This window comes from Rhizobium sp. PP-CC-3G-465 (assembly GCF_004343445.1).
GTDB lineage: Bacteria > Pseudomonadota > Alphaproteobacteria > Rhizobiales > Rhizobiaceae > Ferranicluibacter > Ferranicluibacter rubi.
Map to the genome: position 1 here is coordinate 1 of NZ_SLYH01000023.1, position 20,587 is coordinate 20,587.

At 57.5% G+C, this 20,587-nt stretch carries 25 protein-coding genes and 1 pseudogene; 16 read left to right on the forward strand and 10 right to left on the reverse strand.

What is annotated here, in order from left to right; translation table 11 throughout:
• The first annotated feature begins 241 nt into the window (after window positions 1-241).
• The 10 genes from C8J33_RS25445 to C8J33_RS25490 all read left to right on the forward strand — a co-directional run bounded on the left by C8J33_RS25445 (window position 242) and on the right by C8J33_RS25490 (window position 7,815).
• Window positions 242-1,069, forward strand: coding sequence for a class I SAM-dependent methyltransferase (locus C8J33_RS25445; RefSeq protein WP_110808457.1), 828 nt, complete (start codon window positions 242-244; stop codon window positions 1,067-1,069).
• 111 nt (window positions 1,070-1,180) lie between these two features.
• Complete coding sequence (locus C8J33_RS25450; RefSeq protein WP_110808458.1) at window positions 1,181-1,831, forward strand: hypothetical protein; 651 nt, start codon at window positions 1,181-1,183, stop codon at window positions 1,829-1,831.
• Between the two features lie 129 nt (window positions 1,832-1,960).
• On the forward strand, window positions 1,961-2,539 hold the full coding sequence (locus C8J33_RS25455) for an SMI1/KNR4 family protein (protein WP_110808459.1): 579 nt from the start codon (window positions 1,961-1,963) through the stop codon (window positions 2,537-2,539).
• A gap of 211 nt (window positions 2,540-2,750) precedes the next feature.
• The gene (locus tag C8J33_RS25460) at window positions 2,751-3,518 is read left to right on the forward strand and encodes an AraC family transcriptional regulator (RefSeq protein ID WP_245423353.1); all 768 of its coding nucleotides are present in this window, start codon (window positions 2,751-2,753) and stop codon (window positions 3,516-3,518) included.
• A gap of 84 nt (window positions 3,519-3,602) precedes the next feature.
• Complete coding sequence (locus C8J33_RS25465; RefSeq protein ID WP_110808466.1) at window positions 3,603-4,265, forward strand: phenylalanine--tRNA ligase beta subunit-related protein; 663 nt, start codon at window positions 3,603-3,605, stop codon at window positions 4,263-4,265.
• Window positions 4,262-4,873, forward strand: coding sequence for a LysE family translocator (locus C8J33_RS25470; RefSeq protein WP_110808467.1), 612 nt, complete (start codon window positions 4,262-4,264; stop codon window positions 4,871-4,873). The genes C8J33_RS25465 and C8J33_RS25470 overlap by 4 nt, the downstream gene beginning before the upstream one ends.
• Before the next feature lie 96 nt (window positions 4,874-4,969).
• The gene (locus tag C8J33_RS25475; RefSeq protein ID WP_110808460.1) at window positions 4,970-5,785 is read left to right on the forward strand and encodes an AraC family transcriptional regulator; all 816 of its coding nucleotides are present in this window, start codon (window positions 4,970-4,972) and stop codon (window positions 5,783-5,785) included.
• Between the two features lie 80 nt (window positions 5,786-5,865).
• Window positions 5,866-6,582, forward strand: coding sequence for an N-acyl homoserine lactonase family protein (locus C8J33_RS25480; protein WP_110730934.1), 717 nt, complete (start codon window positions 5,866-5,868; stop codon window positions 6,580-6,582).
• Window positions 6,583-6,744: 162 nt separating this feature from the next.
• On the forward strand, window positions 6,745-7,023 hold the full coding sequence (locus C8J33_RS25485) for a hypothetical protein (RefSeq protein WP_132443040.1): 279 nt from the start codon (window positions 6,745-6,747) through the stop codon (window positions 7,021-7,023).
• Window positions 7,024-7,140: 117 nt separating this feature from the next.
• Window positions 7,141-7,815, forward strand: a complete 675-nt coding sequence (locus C8J33_RS25490; protein ID WP_110808461.1) for a DUF2268 domain-containing putative Zn-dependent protease — start codon at window positions 7,141-7,143, stop codon at window positions 7,813-7,815.
• A 119-nt stretch (window positions 7,816-7,934) separates the two neighbouring features.
• Here the strand turns inward: C8J33_RS25490 and C8J33_RS25495 are convergent, their stop codons facing one another.
• The gene (locus C8J33_RS25495; RefSeq protein ID WP_245507292.1) at window positions 7,935-8,897 is read right to left on the reverse strand and encodes a DMT family transporter; all 963 of its coding nucleotides are present in this window, start codon (window positions 8,895-8,897) and stop codon (window positions 7,935-7,937) included.
• Between the two features lie 159 nt (window positions 8,898-9,056).
• Window positions 9,057-9,581: a DinB family protein gene (locus tag C8J33_RS25500; protein ID WP_110808468.1), complete on the reverse strand. Its 525-nt coding sequence runs from the start codon at window positions 9,579-9,581 to the stop codon at window positions 9,057-9,059.
• Window positions 9,582-9,648: 67 nt separating this feature from the next.
• Between C8J33_RS25500 and C8J33_RS25505 the strand changes: the two genes are divergently transcribed.
• On the forward strand, window positions 9,649-10,287 hold the full coding sequence (locus C8J33_RS25505) for a TetR/AcrR family transcriptional regulator (protein WP_422039124.1): 639 nt from the start codon (window positions 9,649-9,651) through the stop codon (window positions 10,285-10,287).
• Here the strand turns inward: C8J33_RS25505 and C8J33_RS25510 are convergent.
• Window positions 10,284-11,171 (reverse strand): LysR substrate-binding domain-containing protein, encoded by an 888-nt coding sequence (locus C8J33_RS25510; RefSeq protein ID WP_110731095.1) that lies wholly within the window; start codon window positions 11,169-11,171, stop codon window positions 10,284-10,286. The genes C8J33_RS25505 and C8J33_RS25510 overlap by 4 nt on opposite strands.
• Before the next feature lie 97 nt (window positions 11,172-11,268).
• Between C8J33_RS25510 and C8J33_RS25515 the strand changes: the two genes are divergently transcribed.
• Window positions 11,269-12,495, forward strand: a complete 1,227-nt coding sequence (locus C8J33_RS25515) for an MFS transporter (RefSeq protein ID WP_110731075.1) — start codon at window positions 11,269-11,271, stop codon at window positions 12,493-12,495.
• 68 nt (window positions 12,496-12,563) lie between these two features.
• Here the strand turns inward: C8J33_RS25515 and C8J33_RS25520 are convergent, their stop codons facing one another.
• The 5 genes from C8J33_RS25520 to C8J33_RS27230 all read right to left on the reverse strand — a co-directional run bounded on the left by C8J33_RS25520 (window position 12,564) and on the right by C8J33_RS27230 (window position 16,405).
• A complete protein-coding gene (locus C8J33_RS25520; protein ID WP_132665802.1) occupies window positions 12,564-13,319 on the reverse strand; it encodes a dienelactone hydrolase family protein in 756 nt (251 codons plus the stop codon).
• Between the two features lie 31 nt (window positions 13,320-13,350).
• The gene (gene blaOXA, locus C8J33_RS25525; protein WP_110731073.1) at window positions 13,351-14,148 is read right to left on the reverse strand and encodes a class D beta-lactamase; all 798 of its coding nucleotides are present in this window, start codon (window positions 14,146-14,148) and stop codon (window positions 13,351-13,353) included.
• Window positions 14,149-14,277: 129 nt separating this feature from the next.
• Complete coding sequence (locus C8J33_RS25530) at window positions 14,278-15,156, reverse strand: LysR family transcriptional regulator (RefSeq protein WP_132665803.1); 879 nt, start codon at window positions 15,154-15,156, stop codon at window positions 14,278-14,280.
• Between the two features lie 37 nt (window positions 15,157-15,193).
• Entirely contained in the window at window positions 15,194-15,994 is an 801-nt protein-coding gene (gene blaOXA / locus C8J33_RS25535) for a class D beta-lactamase (protein ID WP_110731071.1), read from the reverse strand.
• A 204-nt stretch (window positions 15,995-16,198) separates the two neighbouring features.
• On the reverse strand, window positions 16,199-16,405 hold the full coding sequence (locus tag C8J33_RS27230; protein ID WP_165910842.1) for a hypothetical protein: 207 nt from the start codon (window positions 16,403-16,405) through the stop codon (window positions 16,199-16,201).
• Between the two features lie 257 nt (window positions 16,406-16,662).
• Here C8J33_RS27230 and C8J33_RS28000 point away from each other — a divergent pair, with 257 nt between their 5' ends.
• The 3 genes from C8J33_RS28000 (at window position 16,663) to C8J33_RS25550 (ending at window position 18,754) form a co-directional block, all read left to right on the forward strand.
• A complete protein-coding gene (locus C8J33_RS28000) occupies window positions 16,663-17,391 on the forward strand; it encodes a reverse transcriptase domain-containing protein (RefSeq protein WP_422039129.1) in 729 nt (242 codons plus the stop codon).
• A complete protein-coding gene (locus C8J33_RS28005) occupies window positions 17,388-17,984 on the forward strand; it encodes a reverse transcriptase domain-containing protein (RefSeq protein ID WP_422039131.1) in 597 nt (198 codons plus the stop codon). The genes C8J33_RS28000 and C8J33_RS28005 overlap by 4 nt, the downstream gene beginning before the upstream one ends.
• A gap of 149 nt (window positions 17,985-18,133) precedes the next feature.
• Window positions 18,134-18,754, forward strand: coding sequence for a hypothetical protein (locus C8J33_RS25550; protein ID WP_110731070.1), 621 nt, complete (start codon window positions 18,134-18,136; stop codon window positions 18,752-18,754).
• 148 nt (window positions 18,755-18,902) lie between these two features.
• On the opposite strand, the pseudogene C8J33_RS25555 reads toward C8J33_RS25550, so the two are convergent.
• Window positions 18,903-19,158: pseudogene (locus C8J33_RS25555) on the reverse strand (hypothetical protein).
• Window positions 19,159-19,207: 49 nt separating this feature from the next.
• Window positions 19,208-19,792, reverse strand: coding sequence for a recombinase family protein (locus C8J33_RS25560; protein WP_110803188.1), 585 nt, complete (start codon window positions 19,790-19,792; stop codon window positions 19,208-19,210).
• A 460-nt stretch (window positions 19,793-20,252) separates the two neighbouring features.
• Between C8J33_RS25560 and C8J33_RS25565 the strand changes: the two genes are divergently transcribed.
• Window positions 20,253-20,450: a hypothetical protein gene (locus C8J33_RS25565; RefSeq protein WP_110731069.1), complete on the forward strand. Its 198-nt coding sequence runs from the start codon at window positions 20,253-20,255 to the stop codon at window positions 20,448-20,450.
• Window positions 20,451-20,587 lie beyond the last annotated feature (137 nt).

Consider the following 20,587-nt stretch of genomic DNA (forward strand, 5'->3'; position numbering starts at 1 on the left):
CCCTTGTCGGCGTTGCGGGTCTGATCACCGCCGTCAGGGCATGAAAAGGTGCCATTCTGTGCACTGTTGCAAAATACGGGTACAAAAGTGCTCACCAGCGCCTTGTCGGGCACTTTGGACATCGAAATCAGGAAAATCTCTTCACCCGTAGAGTTCCGGCACTGAAAAGGGCAGGACTTCATTCACGCGAAGAGTTTTAGGACGGTCTGCGGGATTTTCGCGACAACTACCGAGGAACGCCATGTCGGATGTAATTTCGCTTGAAGAGGGCCGACGCGCGTTCGGAGCGAACAGCGAAGCTTATAATGATGCAAGGCCCGACTATCCGCCGCGCGTCTATGATATTCTGCGCGATCAAGGCGCGGTCTCGCAAACGGCTAGAGTTTTCGAAATTGGCGCGGGGACAGGACAGGCTACCGCGCCGTTGCTTGCCTTGGGCTGCACGATAACTGCTATCGAACCGGACGCGCGGCTTGCCACTACCCTGGGCAATCGATTGAGGCCCTACGGTTCGTCACTGACCATCGTACAATCCTCTTTCGAGGACAGTTTGCTGCCTTCTGCTAGTTTCGACCTCGGCGCCGCCGCCATGGCTTTTCACTGGCTGCAGCAGGATAGCGCGCTTGCCAAGGTGTTTCGGCTTTTGCGACCCGGCGGTTGGTGGGCCATGTGGTGGACAGTCTTTGGCGATCCGGCTGACATGGACCCGTTCCAGCGCCGAACTCAGGCCCTTTTCCAACCGCTGAGCCGCACCCCCTCTCATGCTGGCGACTCCAATCGGCCGTTCGCGCTCGACAAGGACGCGCGGATGGCCGAGTTGAAAGCGGCGGGTTTCGGGCACGCGACATATGAGGAAATCAGGTGGAACCCAACTCTGACGACCCGTCAGGTCGTAGGGCTGACGGCAACGTTCTCGCCGGTCACCCGCCTGCCTGAAGCGGAACGATCACGGTTCCTGAACGAACTCGGACGCATCGCGAATGAGGAATTCGATGGGAAGGTTCGTCGGAACTTTGTCACGGCGATTTACCTCGCCCGCAAACCTGAAGAACTGTCGCGGAAATCCTAATTTTGCAGCGCTGCAAAAATCGGCTTATCATGTCGAGCAAATATCGGGATTTTAATGACAAGGGCCGTGGGCGGCGGTGTCTTGACCCAGCACAATCGGGAGAAGCATCGGATGGAAAATGTTAAGAAGATGGCTGACCGGATGCCAGCCGCTATACCCTTGCCGGAGGAATTCCTGGCGTTGTTCGAATGGATGGAAACGAACGATTTCCTCATGCCGAGCGGAGCGTATGTTGGAGATCATCTCGGCCTGCTCGGCACAAACGACGATGTGCAATCGGAGTGCGTCACCGCAATCCTCTTCCGCATCGCGACGCCTGCGCAGGCCCGAGAGTTCGGCGAGGGTTGGTTTGGTGACGTTGTCCCCGGTATCGAGCACCGGCTCGTTCCTTTCGCGCGAACCGGCGGAGACGGTTCATATGCTGCGTTCTGGCTTGACGATGAAGGTTATCGACAGATCGTCCACCTCGGTTCTGAAGGTTTAGTTTGTCTCCTAGGGAGGACGCCGCTCGATTTCCTTCGTCTACTAGCGATAGGTTATCAAGAGATCAGCGGCGATTGCTTAGGTTTTCCGGACGAGCCACCCGCTGAAGCTTGCGGCAACAGCGCCTATCGAGCATGGCTAGCCGATCGCTATGGCATCACGATTCCGGAGAGGGCCAGAGAGATTTTAGGCGACTTTCCAAACGAGGAAGTTGAAATCTCGGACGACCCATTCTGGCAATGGGTTCGCAAGACTCAGGACGAGCGTGACAGAGCATGATGACGTATTTCGCGTAATTCCTAATTTTGCAGCGCTGCAAAAGTCGGCTTGTCATGTCGAGCAAATATCGGGAGTTTCGCGACATAAGATATATAGTTGAGACGAAATGATTGAATAAAGAGAACGATCATGGATTTAGAAAGCCTCAACCCGAAGTTCTTCAAGATGTGGGAATTGCAAAGTAATGGAGGTCCAGATTTCTTTCAACCAAGCACTAAAGACGACATCGAGGAGATCGAGCGCTTATTGGAAACACGTATTACTGAAGACTATCGGGAGTTTTTACTGAAATATTCTGCCATCGGCGGCTCTATCAACGTCGGCGCGTATTTCTTCCCGTGTAATTTCAAGAAAAATTCGGTTATCATGGGGGACCTCTCCTTGGTGCCTTGGGCAAAACTGACCATCAGTGCTATCAGGGCTTACTGTAACCCTCATCCGGCTTTCGAAGGCGTTAAGCCGCGTATATCGCGCGAACTGCTTCCGCTCACACGCGACAACTCCTCCACTCTGCTGATCGATCTTCGCCCGGAAAGCTTCGGAAACGTGTTGTATCTCCCCTATGTCCGAAAGCAGGTGTTTGGTAAGCACGCAAATTACGGCTGGGAAAATGTCGGCTATGTCGCGCCAAGCTTCACTGACTTCATCAGGGAACTTGGCACTGAGGACGAAATAAAGGCGCGCTATCCGGATCGGAAAGTCGCTTAACCCTGTCGCAAAAATCCTGATTTTGCAGGGCTGCAAAAGTCAGGCTAACATATCGAGCAGAAATCGGGATTATTGCGACACACCCTGCAAATCAAAATACAGAAACCGCTCAGGCGAGCCATGAAAAAATGACGGGATGACCTGGTAAGTGCAAGGCAGCAGGGAACGTTTCTTCCCCTCATTTCGGGTAAAGCCCGCCGTAGTGGACGGAGTGGATGCCGTCGAGGCCGACACGACGCTCGCCTACGGCCGCCATATGCACGACCAATTCGGGATCGGCTTGATCGACAGGGGCGCGCAAGTTTCGCTCAGCGGTCGGGGTATGGTCGAAGCAGAAGCGGGCGACATCATCACCGTCAACCCCGGCGAGGTGCATGACGGCGCACCCATCGGCGATGGCGGCCGGGCTTGGCAGATGCTGTATTTCGAACCGCATACCGTCTCGGCCTTTTTTCACGACATGACGGAAGGACGAACAGGAGCCTTCGAACTGCCCAATCCGGTCATCCGGGATAGGAGCGTTGCGGAGCGCTACCGCTCACTTTTTGCCGCCATGACTGCAAGCTCCGGCACGACACAAAACATGCAGGCTGAAGAGCGCCTGTTCCTCATGCTTGAGCAGCTTCTTGAGGACAACAAAACGTGCAAGGAGGCACGATCCGTCCCGAAGGCGATTTCGGCGGCCATAGCGAAAATCGATGATGAGCCGGACGCGCGCCTCTCCCTGGACGATCTCGCACGACTGTGCGGAATGAGCCGCTTTCAGGTGCTGCGGGGGTTCGCCAGTGCGACCGGGTTGACGCCCCACGCCTACATGATCCAGCGCCGGCTCCAGATGACGAAAAGGATGATCGCGCGCGGGGATGATCTGGCGGAGGCTGCTGCATCCAGCGGCTTTGCGGATCAAAGTCATATGACGCGACTGTTCGTCCGCACCTACGGCATGTCGCCGGGGTCCTATGCGGCGGCGCGGCGATAAGCTCTGCCTGCAATTTCGTTCAAGACGAAAGAGCGTCGTAGAAGCGACAATGGCTCAAAACCTCAGCGAGCCAGCCACATGTCTATAGATATTCAATATGCCGATACGATGCTGTCTGAATTCCCGGAGCTTGCAACACGCACCCTCCATTTCGAATCCATCCATCCCGAAACCGATGGTTCTGATGCTATCGCCCGTTTTCATGCGGTTGCCGCCAGCCGGCTCTCCGCATCGTCAGAGGGCGAGTTCCCAGAAATACAGGCGTGGCGGCGTGCTTTCGCCAGGATGGGCCTGAAGCCAACACAATACAGGTGCGCCTCCGAAGCGCTGTTGCGCCGGTTTCGCAAGGAAGGCGATCTGCCGCGCCTTCATCCGCTCATCGACCTGTGCAACGCCGTTTCGCTGGCCTACGCGGTCCCGATCGCGGTCTTCGACGCAGCAACGATCGGCGGCGGGCTGGAAGTCCGGCCCGCAACCGGCGCGGAAATCTATGAGACGTTTTCCGGCGAGATAGAAAACCCGGAGCCTGGCGAAATCATTTTTGCGGATAGGAGCGGCCGAGCGCACGCCCGACGCTGGACGAACCGGCAAAGCGGGTACTCCGCCGTTCACAGCAAAACGATCGCCGCCTTCATCGTCGCAGAGGCATTGCACCCGACCGCAGCGCAAGACCTTGCAAACCTCATGGCGGAACTGAAAGCCGCCCTGCTTCAATCATGGCCGGCGTGCAAGGTGGCAGCGGCATGAGCATCGAGTTTCTGCTGACGACGTTCGTGATCGTCGCCTCTCCCGGCACAGGGGCCATCTACACGCTTGCCGCCGGCCTGTCGGGTGGCGTGCGGGCCAGCTTTGTCGCGGCATTCGGCTGCACACTCGGAATCGTGCCGCATATGGTAGCCGCGATCAGCGGTCTTGCGGCTTTGCTCCACACCAGCGCAACGGCTTTCCAGATCCTCAAATGGCTCGGCGTGGCCTATCTCCTCTATATGGCATGGTCCATGTTCCGTGAGCGAGGTGTCCTGCGCATCGACGGCGCTCCAATCGTCAAAAGCGACCGGCAGGTGATCGGATCAGCCATCCTCATCAACCTGCTCAACCCAAAACTCTCGATTTTCTTTTTCGCGTTCCTGCCGCAGTTTGTGGCGGTTGGGGAGGCCAGCCCGATTATGCTGATGCTGAAACTCAGCCTTATCTTCATGGCGCTGACCTTCATCATCTTTGCGGCTTACGGCGTGTTCGCCGCTTACCTGCGCCGCCACATCGTCTCGAATCCGATCGTTCAGCGCTGGATGCGCCGCGGCTTCGCGGCGGCGTTTGGAGCGCTTGCCGCTCAACTCGCTCTTGCAACCAAATGACGGGCTAACATATCGAAACAAAATTCGGGACTTTTGCGAAAACGAGGTTTAGCAAACATGATGAGCGAGACAAGCAGCTAGAAAAGAGGAGGTTTCATGTTCCTAATTCTTCCTCCTGCTCCCAAGCTCGCCACGCTGGTACACGCCTACTGGTTCATTGAAGACCTGCCGGGTGACTATGCAGGACACCTAACCCGAACAAGCCCCATCCCTCTGGCGGTGCTATCCGTCAACATGGGCCGTCCCAATGCAGCGGAGGATGGGGGTCTGGTACCGAGCGTGTCTTTTCTCGGTTTGCAGTCACGAAGCCGAGCCTGGCGTTCATGGTCAGACACCTATTTCGCCATGGTGATGCTAACAATTCCTGGGCTTGTCCGGCTGTTTCCCCATACCGGATCGGGTACTGCCGACATGCTGCTTGATCTCGCTGCCCTCACCGGCGAGGCTCCCGCACTGACTTTGAAAAATGGCGTCGGGCTGGAACAGGAACCGAGACGGATCGCAGCCCTGCTGGATCATTGGCTGATTTCCAGGATGAGCAGCATGCGCCCTGTTTCGGAGGGCAAGCAGATCGCTATAGCGCATTCAATCTTGCAAGGTGGCGAAACCGTTGAAACTGCCGCAGAGACTGTCCAGGTTAGTCGCCGGCAACTCCATCGTCTTTTTCTCCGACACCTTGGCATGGGGCCAAAGTCACTCGCAGATTTGGAACGATTGCATTCCAGCCTGAAGAGTGTTCAGTCCGACAGCGGCGAGTCCGTGCATGGGTTCAGCGACCAAGCACATCAGATAAGAAGCTGGCGACGGCGGCTGGGTCTAACACCAGGTGCATATGTCCGTGAGGCTCGCACGCCGCTGGCCGATCACTTCGGCACGCAGGGAGGCCCATCGGGGATTGCCTATTATTTGTGAGGCCGATTGTCCCATTTATTCAATACCGACCACGCCTTTCGACGAATATCAGATTTTCTCGAAGGGAGACCAAAAGACCCATGCGCCTTCATCTGCTTCTCCTGGGCATAATGCAGCCCGGCGATGTACCCGTTCCGGGTTACCTCGTTCAGACAACGAACGGCATTAACATCCTGATTGATACTGGCTGGCCACGGTCCTTTGTCGAAAATCCTCAAAATCCGCCGGGACTTTCAATCGAAATTAGGCCGGAGGATACGGTGGTCGCTCGCCTGGCGGCCATCGGACTCAAACCCTCTGACATTGATTATCTCGTATGCACCCACCTTGATGACGACCATTGCGGCAACCACGATCTGTTCACCAGCGCCGAATTCGTCGTACAGCAGCAGCAATATGAACTGGCTAAAGGTGGCCATCCCCGGTTTTTGGCCAATCGGGCGGCGTGGGATCATCCGTCGCTTCGCTATCGTCTTATCGAAGGCGACATCGAGCTTGTGCCGGGCGTGGAATTGCTGGAAACCAGCGGTCATGTCCCCGGCCATCAGTCTGTTCTGGTTCATCTTCCCAAGACGGGAGGCATACTGCTTGCTGCCGACGCCGTTATGCACCAGTCGATGGCGGAACCGACAACGCGTCAAATGTTTATAACCGATATGGATGATGAACCGTCTATTAGACGAAGCACGCAGAAGGTGTCAGACAACGCGGAACGCGAAGGCGTGGCATTCGTCGTCTACGGGCATGATGGTCAGCAATGGAGATCTTTACGTCATTCCCCGGCATTCTACGAATGATCTACCTGCCAATCTCCCCGCGAGGCCTCATGGCGGCCATGCCAATGCATAACTCCGGACTTCTGATGCGTTCACTGATCGGTTTGTCACATCATGGTCAAGGATGCTTGGTAGCCAAAAAGGCGCGGGACCATAATCGGACGACATTCATTGGAGGAATGCATGAAACACTTTGCTGCCTTGCTCGCCACCGGACTGATCTTCTTCCCTCTTACCTCGTACGCGGCCAATAACACTCCAGGACAAGGGGGCGCAGGAGGCGCTGGCGGTCAAAACGGCGGGAATGGCGGCATTGGTAACGGCCATAACGGTGGAGACGGAACTTCAACCATGCCAGGGTGTGGTGGTGGAACCGATCCATCGCCGGACGACAAGTTCTACATTCCAGGCACCAAGCAGGAATGCAATCCGAGTGACGATGATCGCCAGAAACTGAAATAGCTGCGACACGGGAGAAAGCGTTTGCAAGACGTGAGCACATCATCAATATCCTAATATTTGCGAAGCTGCGGCCTAAACTGTAGTTTCATGGAAATTGACGCTACTGCGGGGAGCCTCATGGACGGTTGGACATTGCATTGGCTAAGCGCTTCGGGTGAGCTTGATGATCATCGGGCTGACATCGTAGGCAACTTCGATGCGGCTTACCGGACGTTGTCCGGATTGCTGCCCCCGCCCCGCCTCGATATCCTCGTTCAATGGCTGACATGGCAAACAATACCCGAAATGGGGATCGTTGGTCGTGCCTACCGTGACACGCTGTTTGCGATGACTGTCGATCCCGATAATCCCAACTTCGCGACCAGCCTTCAGGATGGGGCTTTGCATCGCCAGATCGTCCACGAAGTGCATCATTGCCTACGCATGGCTGGGCCTGATGGCTACGGTTGGACGCTCGGTGAAGCTTTGGTCAGCGAAGGGCTTGCCGGGCAATTTGTCGGCCGCCTGCTTGGCACCCTTCCTGAGCCATGGGAAAGAGCTGTGCCGGCAGACCAGTTGCGAAGCTCTCCGGTCGATCTGAAAGCGCTTTCTGCCACCAATTATGATCATCCCGCATGGTTCTATGGTAGCGGCTCGCGTCCACGTTGGCTCGGCTATACCTTGGGGTATGAAATGGTCGGAAGCTGGCTGAAAATCGCAGGTGAGGTTGACGCCAGCATGTGGATCACGATTCCTGCTGCTGCGATTGTCGACGCTGCTGTGAAAGATGGTCTCGTTTCGCAATATCACTAACATTCGCGACAAAAATATCGGCGCTGAAATTACAGCATTATTTTCGTCGCAGAACTCAGACGCAAAAGTCAAAGTTTCGCGACTGAGTTTCGCGATAGTTTCTGCCGACCGAAATGCGCTCACGCCCCTGACAGGAAAATGACGCCAGCGATCAACACACCGCACCCGGCAATCCGCCATGGCCCGACCTTCTCGCGCAGGATCACCATGCCGAGGAGCGCGCCCACCATCATCGACATTTCACGCATGGGGGCGACCAAGCTGAGCGGCGCTCCCGATGTCAGCGCCTCCAACACGAGAATGTAAGACAGGGGCGAAAGCAGCCCCACGCCGACCGCGATCCACCAATAGCCGCGCATGGCCGCCATGGCTCGGCGAGGGTTCGCGATCACGAGCGGGGCCAGAAGGAAGAACCGCAGCAGGTTCGAGAACCAGTCCAGCACCACCGGGGCGATGCCAAGGATTTTGACGGCATAGGCATCGACCACCGTATAGGATGCGATCAGGCCGCCTGTCGCTGCGCCCCACCGCACGCCAGTTTGCCCGCCAGGACGCCGGAAGGCGGATAGATCCCCTTGCGTGGCGATGAGGCCGATCCCGACGACAACGAGGAGCAATCCCGCCAGCCCTTGCCCGGATGGCATTTCCCCAAGGATGAAGAACGCGCCGATCGTGGAGAGCATCGGGCCGGTTCCCCTTGCGACCGGATAGACCACCGACAGGTCCGCGACCTGATACCCGCGCTGAAGGCAAAGGCTATAGGCCAGATGAATCAAGCCGCTGAGCAGCAGGAGGACGACGCCGATCCATGACCAGGCAATGCCGTCGCCTTGTATGAGCAGGTAGAGCACCCACGGCGCATAGGCGACGCAGGCAATCAGATTATAGGCGAAGACAAAGACCGGGCCGACCGATGCGGCCCGTTTGGCGAGAAGATTCCAGCTTGCATGGATAAAGGATGCAAGGACAACAAGCAGCAGCGAGGCAAACGCCATCGAGACCTCCTTATGCGCCAAAGGCGCCGGTTGATCTCGACTTCTCCTCCTCTGGGATTTTGCCCCTCGGGTGCAGCCGTGGAACACCCACGGTTTCTGCAACGCTCGGTCCAGCGACGGCGCTGCCGTCCGGAACCCTAGTTGCCACTCGGTCGATGCGAAAACCTTAGTGTGCTCACACGAGCAATATCAAGCGGCACATGAAAAATCAGGATTCCCGCGACGATATTAACGTGAGCTTATCCTTCAGGCCGGAACCGGCTGCTTGCCGCTCTGCTGCCGCCGCGCTGGTTCGGCCTGATGAAGATAGACCGCAAACGTGTCCCACGGCGGAGTGATGGGAAGTTGCCAGAGAACGCGGCCAACCTCGCCCCGGTGATAGCCTCCATGTTGAGCAACATGGATTAGCATTTCCTCACGCGTCATGTAGCCCTTGTCGCCATCGGTGAAGGTGAAGGCCACTGCCTCGGAGAGTGCAGTGGTAGCGACTGTGCCAAGGTAGTCGAGATACCATTGGTCAGACGATATGACGGCGGCCCGCAGCTCATTCAGTGGTGGCGTTTCTTCGAGATTATCGGAGGTAAAGCCATGCGGAGTGCCTTGCAGATGACCGGCGAATATCCGCGAAACCACATAATAATGGCTGATTAGCCGAAGAGCGATTTGCAGCTCTGCTCCATGTTTCTCAGGGTCACAGCTTTCCAGCTTTTTGAATAAATCGACATTGGCCCAGGCGTGATAGCCGTAAAGAGTCTGGAGCAAGGTGCTCATTGCCATCGATCCTTTCGAGGTTTAAAAATGTGAGCAAGTCCTGCACATTCTCTACGGAGCTGATTTTTTGTCTACTCGCATTGCAAAGCAGCAATCCGTTATGCGTAAGGAGCCGCGACAGGCCCGGTCCCGCGCGACAGTCGAAACGATCGTTCAGGCCGGTGCTCGCATTCTGAGCGATGAAGGATGGGCGGGGTTTACGACGAACAGGATCGCGGAGCTGGCCGGCGTCAGCATCGGTTCCCTCTACCAATATTTCCCCGACAAGCTCTCTCTGGTGGATGCGATCCGCCATAGGCACATGGATGACAGCATGGGGGTCATGCGAAAAGTCCGCGCGGAGGGAGTATCGCCAGCAGAGTTCGCGGCGCAACTGGTGCAAGCCGTGGTCGCAGCCCATAGCGTGTATCCTGGCCTGCATCGTGTCCTGCTAGACGAAGCTCCTAGTTCTGAAGGGTATCGCAACCCCAACAGCGCATTCGAGATCGAATATCTCTCCTACTACGCCGAAGCCGTCGCCACGTACCGGAAGCGCCAGCCCAACCCAGTCGATCATGTCGCGGCCCGCGTGATTTCGGACGCGATTGACGGGGTGATCCACAATGCAGCACGGCGTGGTGCCATCGCCGACCCTGCGATGCAGACAGAGCTAGTCCGCTTGATCACCCTATATCTCGGAGAGCCAGCCCAAATTCGCGAATGTTAGGATTTTTGCGAATCAGCGGCGACTTCAGAAACCAGCCAATCCCGAAAGTGGGTGACTACCGACCGCTGCAATGCCTCGGCCGCGCTAACCGCGTAATAGGCAAAGTTTGTCGGCCACTGGATGGAGATCGCCCGCACGAGACGGCCGGTGCGCAAATCGTCGTCCGCATAGGCATCTCGCACCAGCGCAAGCCCTTGCCCTGTGGCAGCCGCTTTTACCATCAGATGGTCGTCAGAGAAGGATGGGCCGGAGAGTTCTGCGGAGGCCTGCACTCCGTGCGCCTCGAACCACAAGCGCCAATCAGCCCGGTCCATGTCATGCAGCAGCGGAAAGGAAAGGCAATCGGCCGGGGTTTCGATCACTGCGCGCCCTTGGAGCAATGACGGGCTGGCCACGACGATCAGCTCCGGCGCTATCAGCGGCACTGCGACCAGGCCGGGATACTCTCCAAGCCCGTGCCGGATCGCTATATCTACCGGCTCGCGTTTCAGATCGACAAGACGGCTGTCCGTTTCCAATTCAATGTCGATATGGGGATGGAGTTGCGAGAAGCGTGGCAGGCGCGGCACCAACCAGTTGACGGCAAAGGATGCCATCGTGCTCACCCTGACCCGGCGGGTCGATGGTCTTTCCAGTGCGCGCCGCGCATCTTCGATCCGGCGGAACGGCTCGTCCAGCGTGGCGAACAGCGATTGCCCTGCTTCACTCAAGGTCACGCCTGCTGGTGTTCTAGAAAACAGGCGGCACCCTGCCAGCTGTTCCAGCTCGCGCACGCGCTGGCTGATCGCGCCGGGCGTCAGCGATAGCGTGAGCGCGGCCTCCCGCATCCGTCCGGATCGGGCGACGACGACGAAGGTTTCCAGCAAGGGCAGCGGTATGGTCATGGCCATGTTTAGCACAGCTAAACACAGGCGGTAAAACCATCGTTTGCGAAGTGGCGCTCGCTCGAGGAATGGTCCTTCGATCTATCCGGGGGATTTCATGAGCGCGAAGCAATTACCAACATCATTTCTGCAATGGGCGGTCGTCGCCTTCGGTTTTTTGGCGCTAGCGCTGGCCTTCTCGGCCCGCGCTACGCTCGGCCTCGTCATGCCGATCTGGGCGCAGGAGCTGGGCTGGTCACGCAGCTTTGTTTCCGGGTCGGCGGCGGCGGCGCTGCTGGTCATGGCAGCAGTCGCTCCTTTCGCGGGTCATTTAGTAGATCGGCACGGGGTCCGGGTAACGCTCGCCTTCGGCCTGTCGCTCGTCGGTATCGGATGCCTGATCGTCTCCGCGACCAGCAACGCATATGTGTTTCTTTTCGCCTTCAGCGGCCTGTCGGCGCTCGGCTTCGGTATCGTCGCCACACATGTCGTTTCGACGGCCATTGCCCGCTTGTTTGACCGGAACCGGGGGCTTGCCACCGGCATCGCCACGTCAGGCGCAACAGGCGGGCAATTCCTGATCGTGCCCTTGATCGCGGCGGTTCTGGCGGTGTTTAGTTGGCGATGGAGCTTTCTCACCATTGGGGTCGGGTGCATTGCCCTGATCCCGCTTCTCTGGTGGACGCTGGCGCCAACGGAGAAGAGCAGCGCGCAAGCCGCCCACGAACAGGCGACATCGTCGCTGAAGGCCGATCTCGGCGCTATCGTCCGAAAGCCGGCGTTCCATGTGCTGTTCTGGAGCTTCTTGCTCTGCGGCTACACAACAGCCGGCGTGATCGAAACGCATTTCCTGCCCTATGCCTCATTCTGCGGTTTCGGTCCGGTTCCGAGCGCCGCCGCCTATGGTGCGCTTTCGGCCGTCAACATGCTCGGCATGATCGGGGCCGGTTGGCTCACCGATCGTATGAACCGGGTCGTGCTGCTTGGCTCGATCTACCTGTTGCGTGGACTGACCTTCCTGATCCTGATGAATATCGGGGCCAGCTATGAAATGCTGGTCGTGTTCGCCGTCCTGTTCGGCGCGGTGGATTATGCGACGGTTCCCGTCACGGCAAGCCTCGTTGCCAGTCATATAGGCTTGCGCGTCATGGGGCTTGCTATGGGATTGATTTCGGCGGGCCATTCCCTCGGCGCGGCGGCGGGCGCATGGTCTGGCGGTTACATCTTCGACCTGACCATGCGTTACGATTGGGTTTGGACGATCTCAACCGGGTTTGCGGTTGGAGCTGGCCTGATGGTGTTCCTGCTGCGCGATGATCGGAAGGCACTGGCACATGCCGTTTGAGCTTTCGCAAAAATCCCGAATTTTGCTCGACATGACAAGCTGACTTTTGCAGCGTTGCAAAATCAGGATTAACGCGACAGATGAGCCGCCAGAAACTCGGCCGCGCTCTGGTGAGCTGCGCCGGCGCTGTGGCTTGCCGATCTCAGAAAAAAGTCATGGGCCTCGCCGTCGTAAACATCGAGGATAGCAGGTCCACCAAGACGCTGTGCCGTCTGTTGCAGTTCCCGGACGATCGACAATGGAAACGTCTGGTCGGCGCTTCCCCAAATCAGCAGCAGCGGCGGCAAAGAGCGGACAGGCTGTGAATATCCGTTCGGGAAACCACCATCGACCAGCACCAGGGCGTCAATATCGGCACGTCCGACCATTGCGACCGAAGCGGTCTCCGCGCCAAGGGAGATTCCCAAAACACCAATCTTGCCACCGTGGCGCGGTTGATCCTTCAGGTAGGTGGCCACGCTTTGAACGGCGGACGTCCAATCCGACAACCGCTGCGCATAATAAGCGATCCGCGCCCGCGCCCCGCTTGCCGTGGCGATGGTGTCGAGATCGGCCGCCGACAGGAGATGAACGAGATAGGCGTTCAAGCCTGCTGCCTGGAACGTCTGACCGATCTCGTCATAAACGGGCGCTCCAAAACCTTTACTGCCGCTCAAGATGAGGACGGCCGGGCATACAGCGTTCGCACAATTCCCGAAGCCCTCGACCAGAACCCGGCCGCTTTGCGTCGGCACGGTGAATTGCTGCCGGGATGGCTGCGCGTTGACCGCAACGGCAAGCAGGGAAATGATGAAGGCAGTGATAGTGGCAATGAAAAAACGCATCAATCTAACTTATGGCTCAGTGTGGTCACGCCTAAAGGCTGTCGAGAGTCGCCAGTAACTTTTCTTGTTCGATCAGACCTTGGCGACCTTCGACGATGCCGATGCCAAGCCTCGCGAACGCGACCACGCGACCTTCGCGCTCGGCCCAACCGACAAACCAACCCTCCGGTCTGCTGCGCTGAATCTGTCCACGCGCATCGCGCGTCCAGCCGCTCCCTGTCTTCCCGTGGACACGCCACCCCGATCTTGTGCTGAAGGTCGGTACGATCGCCATTGTCTGCTCGATTGCAGCGGGGGAAACGGGCAGCTCGTGGGCCAGCATGCGACGGATGAACGTCGTCTGCTCGCGAGGCGAAATCGCTAGCGAGGCGATCCAGGCATGAGATAGCCCGTTTCGTTTCCCCGGCTCGCCCGAGATATCCATGTTGCCGTAATTAAAGCTGCCGACATAGGACGAGAAGCGTTGAGCGCCCAGGTTGCGGGCGAGTTCACGGGAATACCAAAGCACGGAGTCTGCTTGCCAAATGGTCGGATCGACCGGCTTCTTATCCCGCGCAGGCGCTCGCATGCCTTCCTGCCAATTCCACAGTGGGCTATGGGCGTCTGTCAAGATTCCCGAGTCATAGCCCATGAGAGCGAGTGCAACCTTGAACGTCGAGGCGGCCGTATATCGATGGTCGCACTCTCCCGTCTCTTCAACGGTCACCCCTGTTCGCGCATCAATGATGAGCGTGCATTCCTGTGCATAAGCAGCGCTGGAGATAGCGCTTAGTGTGGAGAAGATCAGCGCGGGAAAGCCCAGCGCCTTGGCAACGATTCGGATGTTCATAACGCCTCTAAGTCGAACTGCCTCTTCATGTTAGAGGCGTCGAGTTAGTGATTCATTTACGAACTCGCTTTTCGCGGAACGCCCGAGTTTTGCTCGATATGTTAGCCCGACTTTTGCAGCGTTCAAAAGTCAGGAGGTTTGCGAAGATAGCTCGTGGTTGGTGAGCTGGGCAGCAGCCTTCCAAATCCTCTTCGCTTGCGCGCTCGCCTTCGGAGCGCAATACAATGAAAAGGAATATGATAGGTCCGCTTCTGGAAAGCATATCGCCAGTTTTCCGGAGGCTATATCGGCCTCGACCAATGTCTCCGGCAACACACCGCGCCCGTCACCAGACAAGCAATATACCCGTATATCGGCCGCCATCCCATGTTCGATTTCCTCGGTGACTGGAACAGATACGCGGGAATTTTGCCAAATTTGGCCGATGTAGGTTCGGCGGTGCGAGACGTGTAGTCGAAGCGGCTCAGTGCTGTTGGCGTGTGGAGGCGCAACGATCACCAATTTTTCCCGTGCAATTTCAACGGACCTGAAAACGGCAAACTCCTCAGCCTGCGGTGTTGCGGGATGATATGCCACCAGGGCGAGATCGCACTCGGAACGAGCAAGCATTGTGGCCACCATGTCATGATTGGCCAATCGCGGCGCGAAGCTAGCTCTCGGAATCTGCTTTACAATCCGCTGCTTGAAGCGTGGAAACACGCTGATTGTCGCGCTGTGCGGCATTGCAATGCTGACAGCCTCCTCGGCTACACCCCAAGGCACCTGAGCACCTCTGTACTCATCGAGTTGCGAAATGATGTTTCTCGCAACCGGAATGAAATCTTGGCCGGCCTTCGTCAGAGCAAGGGGACGGCTGCGACGGTCGATCAGGTCGCGCCCCAGCCAAGTCTCCAGTTGTCGGATTCGCTTGCTGAGATTGGATTGGGTTGTGTGTCGTTCTTCGGCCGAGAGGGTAAGATTCATCGTATCGGACACGCATAGGAAATCGCGAAGGAGCTCACTATTCATTTATCCGCCCTGCAGTTTCCGAGCCTTGCAGACTATCCTATTCCAATACGCCTCTTGTTGAAAACACAGACGACATCAACCCGTCCCGAGCACGGGGACCCGGAGGCGTAGGCTGACGATCAGTATCCTGGATCAATCGAGCAAAGACAACGGTTTCGTCTCCTCGTTTTGCCCAACCGACATACCAGCCGAAGGGGGTTTTCAGCTTCCCGTCTGCCGTTCTGATGCCGCCAGCGCCGGTTTTGCCGAAGACGTGCCAGCCGCCCTTCACCCCTTGATCGAGGATTGTGCTGGTATTCGACACGGCCTCGTTGCTCACCGGAAGTTCATGCCGAACCAGTTTTCGAAGGAAGGCGACCTGCTCCCTTGGAGAGATTTGCAGGGAGGCGCTCAGCCAGGCGTGGGTCAGGCCATTGCTCTTGCCGGGCTCGCCGGACAGGTCCTTGTTGCCATAGTCGAATGCCTTCACGTAGGCCGTGTATTTTTCCATGCCGAGCTGAATGTTTGTCTGCTGTGAATACCAGATCACGGAATCTCGCATCCAACTTTTGGGGCTTTGCGAGTGCCGCCATTCGGGACGGGCGTCTATGTAGCCTTCTTTAAAGGGCAGAAGCGGCTTTTCCGGCGTTTCAAGAATACCGCTGTCGAAACCCATCAGGCTGATCGCTATCTTGAATGTTGAAGCAGGCGACATCCGTCGGTCGCAATCGCCCTCCTCAAGAAGCGGCTTTCCAGTTTCCGCTGAGACAACGAGCGTGCAGATTATGTTCGTCTCTGCCCATGACGGCATTGCGCTGCAAAACGTGAGAATGCAGGCAGCGGTAAGCAATTTCTTCATCGGACTTTCTCGGTAGGCACCCGCTTTCGTATCGCTATGGTGGCTCGGTTGTCCAAGTCGGATGGGGAATAATTGCGCCCTAGATTGGAATGGTACCTTCTGTCGCGAAAATCCCGAGTTTTGTTTCAGTTTTGCGCCTGATATTTGCGAGTGCGCCGGGAGACCGGCAAGGAGTATATGGTGCAAGTCCATTTCGGTGAAGGATTAGCGACCCACACCGGCCCCGAGCCGTGCGTTGACGTCCGCGAGGACGGCGGCGAAGCGTCGGCAGGGGAGTGCATAGGCCAGCCATTGAGCCGCGAAATAGTCATGGTTCCGGGTGCCGACGTTGTTTGCAAGACGGAAGGCAATACGCACGAGCACGCTATCGCAAGTGCTCGGACGACCCGGCGTGGTCGCAGACCCTGGCATGTGCAGACGCTCCTTGTACGGGAACCGGGAGATCTCATGCCCGGCCGAACGTGGCTGATGCCACGTGCGGTCCGCATCGGGAAGGCGAGGAGCCGTAGCCGATGATGAACGGACATGAGAAGTCAGACTCGGCCATAGTAGCTGTGAACCCGACGAACAGTACCGGAGAGCCGGTGGCGGAGCCGGGGGAGCCAAGGGCCGGGACCAAGGGGAACGCGAACGAGCAAAGCACGCGCCGGGCTCAGGACCGGGAAAGTGTGTCACAGGCGCTCGAACGCGTACGGAATGCCGCAAGGCAAAGGAAGACGGAGCGGTTCACCGCCCTGTATCACCACATCACCCCGGAATTGCTCCGGATGTCATTCTTCGCCTTAAGGCGCGGCGCGGCGGCCGGTGCGGATGGAGTGACGTGGCAGGACTACGAGGCAGACCTTGATAATAACATCAGAGATTTGCACGAACGGGTCCATCGGGGCACATACCGGGCTCAGCCGTCTCGGCGGCGGTTCATACCCAAGGCAGATGGGCGACGACGCCCGCTTGCGATTGCCGCCATCGAGGACAAGATCGTCCAAAGGGCGACGATTGCGGTGCTCAACGGGATTTACGAGGAAGATTTCCTCGGCTTCTCGTACGGGTTCCGCCCTGAGCGCGGCCAGCACGATGCGCTGGACGCTCTCATGGTTGGGTTAAACGACCGGAAGGTGAACTACATACTGGACGCCGATATCCAAGCGTTTTTCGATGCGGTCGACCAAAATTGGCTGGTCCGCTTCCTGAACCATCGGATTGGCGACCAGCGCATCATCCGCCTGATCCAGAAATGGCTGAAGGCGGGGATTCTGGAAGATGGGGTGGTCACGGTTAGTGAGACGGGGACTGGACAGGGCTCGGTGGCATCGCCGCTCCTGGCCAACATCTACCTGCACTACGTGTTCGACCTGTGGGCTGCCCGCTGGAGACGGCAGAAAGCAAGGGCGACATGATCATCATACGATACGCCGACGACATTGTGGTCGGGTTCCAGTATGAGAACGATGCCCGCCGCTTTCGGGAAGAGATGCGCGAGCGACTGCAAGAGTTTGCGCTGTCGTTGCATCCGGAAAAGACCCGCCTGATCGAGTTTGGCCGCTTCGCAGCGGCTCAGCGCGGTAAGGTCGGACTCGGCAAACCGGCAACCTTCAACTTTCTTGGCTTCACCTTCATCTGCAGCAAATCCCGCCGGGGTAAATTCGTCGTCAAGCGGCGAACCAGACGGGATCGCATGCAGGCGAGACTGAAGGAGATAAAAGAGGAGTTGAGACGGCGACTGCACCAGCCCATTCCTGAACAAGGGAAATGGCTGAGGCAGGTCGTTACCGGTTTCTTCAACTATCACGCCGTGCCGGACAATGGTGCGGCGCTGGCGGTATTCCGTCACTATGTCACTGATCTATGGCGGCGGTCGCTCCGACGACGCAGCCAAAAGGATAAGATGACATGGGTGCGGATGAAGAAGCTGGCTGACGACTGGCTCCCAAAACCGCTTATCCGTCATCCTCGGCCCGGCGAACGCTTCGCCGTCAAACACCGGAGGTAGGAGCCGTATGCGGGAATTCCGCACGTACGGATCTGTGCGGGGGGCGCTCAGTGATGGGCGTCCCTACCGCGATCGTTGCAGAACGAGCATTTCTGCGACAAAACCCTCGGACTTTTTATCACATCATTCCGGGTAGGGGCAAAGTCAGTATGATCATCGTCGTCGAGGGCATCAGTGCGGCCGGGAAAACAACTTGGTGCCGCCAACGCGCTGGCGAATATCTAATCAAGGAAAGCTACCCGGAGAAGCGCCCGGACAGGCAGCCTGATCCCGGTGAAGCGGCCCGCCTTTGGACGGAGTGGAATGCAAAACGATGGTCGGACGCTGTCGCAATGGAGCGGGGCAGGGGTCTTGCCGTTTGCGACACCGATCCGTTGAAACTGCATTTCTCTTGGGCTCTGTGGCAGGTCGGTGAGGCACCCGAGGGCGCGTGGCTTGCCCAGCTGGCGTTTACCCAGGAGGCTATCCGTAATCGCCGGCTGGGTTTTGCTGATCGCTACCTGTTCAAAAGGATCGATTCTCAGGTTGCTCAACAGCAACGGGACCTCGATACCGCCAGGTCGCGGCCGAATTTTGGGCTGCATCTGCGCCTGCACTCTTCGCTGGTGCGGTGGTATCAGACGATCGCAAAGGGGATGCCCGAGAGGCTGGTGTGGGAACTGCCGCAAACGCTTCCGCCGATCGAGGCGACGGCAAGTCCCTATCGCTATGATCTGGCGCTGTTCGACACCTTCGTCGGTCTGCTGCCCCGGGCCGAGCACAGGCCGTAGGCGATTTGCACACCGGACGCATTGCCGGTCCGGTCTATATATGATAATGTCCTGCATCACTCATAGTAGCATTGTCATGAACAGGTCAGGTCTCATGGAAGGGGCATGGCAGGCAGGTTCTGCATTCGGCCGCCAGCGCTTGCAACGCTCATGCACTCGTGATTGGAAACATGTCTTCCCCGTAGTGGTGGAGCCTCGTGTGATGTCGTCGGCATAACCACCGTACCCTTAAAGGCTCGTCGTATTGATCATGATGGGCATCGACTGTTTCGATCCCGCAGACCTCACACTTTTGCTTTTCCAGCGCTCCAGCCTTTACCGCTCTCTGCACGGCAAGGTGAGCATCGTATTTGCCGGGATTGGCACGACGCCCAATTCGCCTGTCGGGTATCAGCTTTCAGCATCGCTTTGATCTGCCTTGGTCGAGATTATGGAGGAGTTCACGGGTCGGCATCAGCGGTCCACCTTGACCAAGGCTGTTGCACGAGCTTGCGGAAAGTAGTTGTAGAACCCGGCCCGGCTGAGGCCCAGCCGCTTGGCGATTTGTGCAACGGGAATAGTGCCGGCGACGAGCATCGCCTTGCCGGCTTCAAGATCGGCCTCCGACAGCTTGCGCGGCCGCCCACCTTTCTTGCCACGTGCTAAGGCAGCTTTCAGGCCTTCCATGGTGCGTTCGCGATTGAGGTCCAGGAAATACTCGGCCATAGCACCGTGCACCTGAAGAGCAAAACGGCCATGGGCAGTCTCGCTATCGAAGTGCTCGGTTAGGCTTTGAAACTTGATGCCGCCCTTTTGCAGGCCGTCGATCGTGCGCATCATTTCGACGAGCGATCGGCCCAGCCGATCTAGCTTCCACACGACCAGAATGTCTTCCGCGCGCAGGTAGGCAAGAGCGGCATCGAACTCCGGCCGCTTGGTGCCGGCCCTGCCGGATTTTTTCTCTTCGAGAATCTTCTGGCAGCCGGCTCGCTGAAGCGCATCCCGCTGGAGGTCGAGGTTCTGGTCTGTGGTTGAGACACGTGCGTAACCGATGAGCATGTCCAGATTCTGATTCAATACCGATTATTGGTCAATAGAATAGTAGACATATTTTTTGGACGCGAACGACGGATTCCTGGAGCACTTTTATCCTCTCGGCTTTGATGTCCAACAATCGGTCGTTTATCGGACAACGGAGTGTGGGGCACCACTCGATTTAGATCTGCAGTTAGTGGCACTGCGATTAGGGCGCCCGGCGGCCGCTCTGCCGTTTGTTTTTCACGGCGCGGTTTGGGCATACTCGCGCGAGACGCCGGGCTTTTTGATGCTGGTGATGAGTGGCTCATTGATCGGATCGTAGATAGGGGCCTCCATCGACGCCCACACGAGAGCCGGAAACACCGAATTGAGTTATAACGATTTACGTTATTCAGTATAAGCTGCTTAACGGAATGGCGGTTTTCAGTGTTCCCTGGCGCACCGGTGTGGTACCAGCGGAGTGAGAAATGGTGGACGTAATATGGAATCAGATCGGGCTATCAGAAGGAAAACGGCGCAGAAGAGCGATTCCGTTGACCTGCAGACCCTCAACTTCAAGGTTCCTAACTCATTTAAACGTGAGTTTAAAGTTTACGCTGCCGAGCAAGGGTTGACGATGCTCGATCTGCTGAAGGAAGGCTTTGAGCTAAGCAAGAAGAAGCGCGGGGCGTCCAAGTGAGTGGTGTAGCGGGCAGCCGCAAAGTCTCACCCCGGATTGAGTGGCTCATTGACGTGGATCGAGCAGCTCTAAAGGTCGATGGATTGATCAGAGTTGAGGGGTATGTACAGTCTGGCAGGCCGATGCAGGAAGTCGCG

Bases quoted from the DNA above. Each gene is read 5' to 3' on its own strand.
- C8J33_RS25445 (WP_110808457.1), top strand. From the start codon at position 242: ATGTCGGATGTAATTTCGCTTGAAGAGGGCCGACGCGCGTTCGGAGCG.
- C8J33_RS25450 (WP_110808458.1), top strand. From the start codon at position 1,181: ATGGAAAATGTTAAGAAGATGGCTGACCGGATGCCAGCCGCTATACCC.
- C8J33_RS25455 (WP_110808459.1), top strand. From the start codon at position 1,961: ATGGATTTAGAAAGCCTCAACCCGAAGTTCTTCAAGATGTGGGAATTG.
- C8J33_RS25470 (WP_110808467.1), top strand. From the start codon at position 4,262: ATGAGCATCGAGTTTCTGCTGACGACGTTCGTGATCGTCGCCTCTCCC.
- C8J33_RS25475 (WP_110808460.1), top strand. From the start codon at position 4,970: ATGTTCCTAATTCTTCCTCCTGCTCCCAAGCTCGCCACGCTGGTACAC.
- C8J33_RS25480 (WP_110730934.1), top strand. From the start codon at position 5,866: ATGCGCCTTCATCTGCTTCTCCTGGGCATAATGCAGCCCGGCGATGTA.
- C8J33_RS25485 (WP_132443040.1), top strand. From the start codon at position 6,745: ATGAAACACTTTGCTGCCTTGCTCGCCACCGGACTGATCTTCTTCCCT.
- C8J33_RS25490 (WP_110808461.1), top strand. From the start codon at position 7,141: ATGGACGGTTGGACATTGCATTGGCTAAGCGCTTCGGGTGAGCTTGAT.
- C8J33_RS25500 (WP_110808468.1), bottom strand. From the start codon at position 9,581: ATGAGCACCTTGCTCCAGACTCTTTACGGCTATCACGCCTGGGCCAAT.
- C8J33_RS25510 (WP_110731095.1), bottom strand. From the start codon at position 11,171: ATGACCATACCGCTGCCCTTGCTGGAAACCTTCGTCGTCGTCGCCCGA.
- C8J33_RS25515 (WP_110731075.1), top strand. From the start codon at position 11,269: ATGAGCGCGAAGCAATTACCAACATCATTTCTGCAATGGGCGGTCGTC.
- C8J33_RS25520 (WP_132665802.1), bottom strand. From the start codon at position 13,319: ATGCGTTTTTTCATTGCCACTATCACTGCCTTCATCATTTCCCTGCTT.
- blaOXA (WP_110731073.1), bottom strand. From the start codon at position 14,148: ATGAACATCCGAATCGTTGCCAAGGCGCTGGGCTTTCCCGCGCTGATC.
- C8J33_RS25530 (WP_132665803.1), bottom strand. From the start codon at position 15,156: ATGAATAGTGAGCTCCTTCGCGATTTCCTATGCGTGTCCGATACGATG.
- blaOXA (WP_110731071.1), bottom strand. From the start codon at position 15,994: ATGAAGAAATTGCTTACCGCTGCCTGCATTCTCACGTTTTGCAGCGCA.
- C8J33_RS27230 (WP_165910842.1), bottom strand. From the start codon at position 16,405: ATGCCAGGGTCTGCGACCACGCCGGGTCGTCCGAGCACTTGCGATAGC.
- C8J33_RS28005 (WP_422039131.1), top strand. From the start codon at position 17,388: ATGATCATCATACGATACGCCGACGACATTGTGGTCGGGTTCCAGTAT.
- C8J33_RS25550 (WP_110731070.1), top strand. From the start codon at position 18,134: ATGATCATCGTCGTCGAGGGCATCAGTGCGGCCGGGAAAACAACTTGG.
- C8J33_RS25560 (WP_110803188.1), bottom strand. From the start codon at position 19,792: ATGCTCATCGGTTACGCACGTGTCTCAACCACAGACCAGAACCTCGAC.
- C8J33_RS25565 (WP_110731069.1), top strand. From the start codon at position 20,253: ATGGAATCAGATCGGGCTATCAGAAGGAAAACGGCGCAGAAGAGCGAT.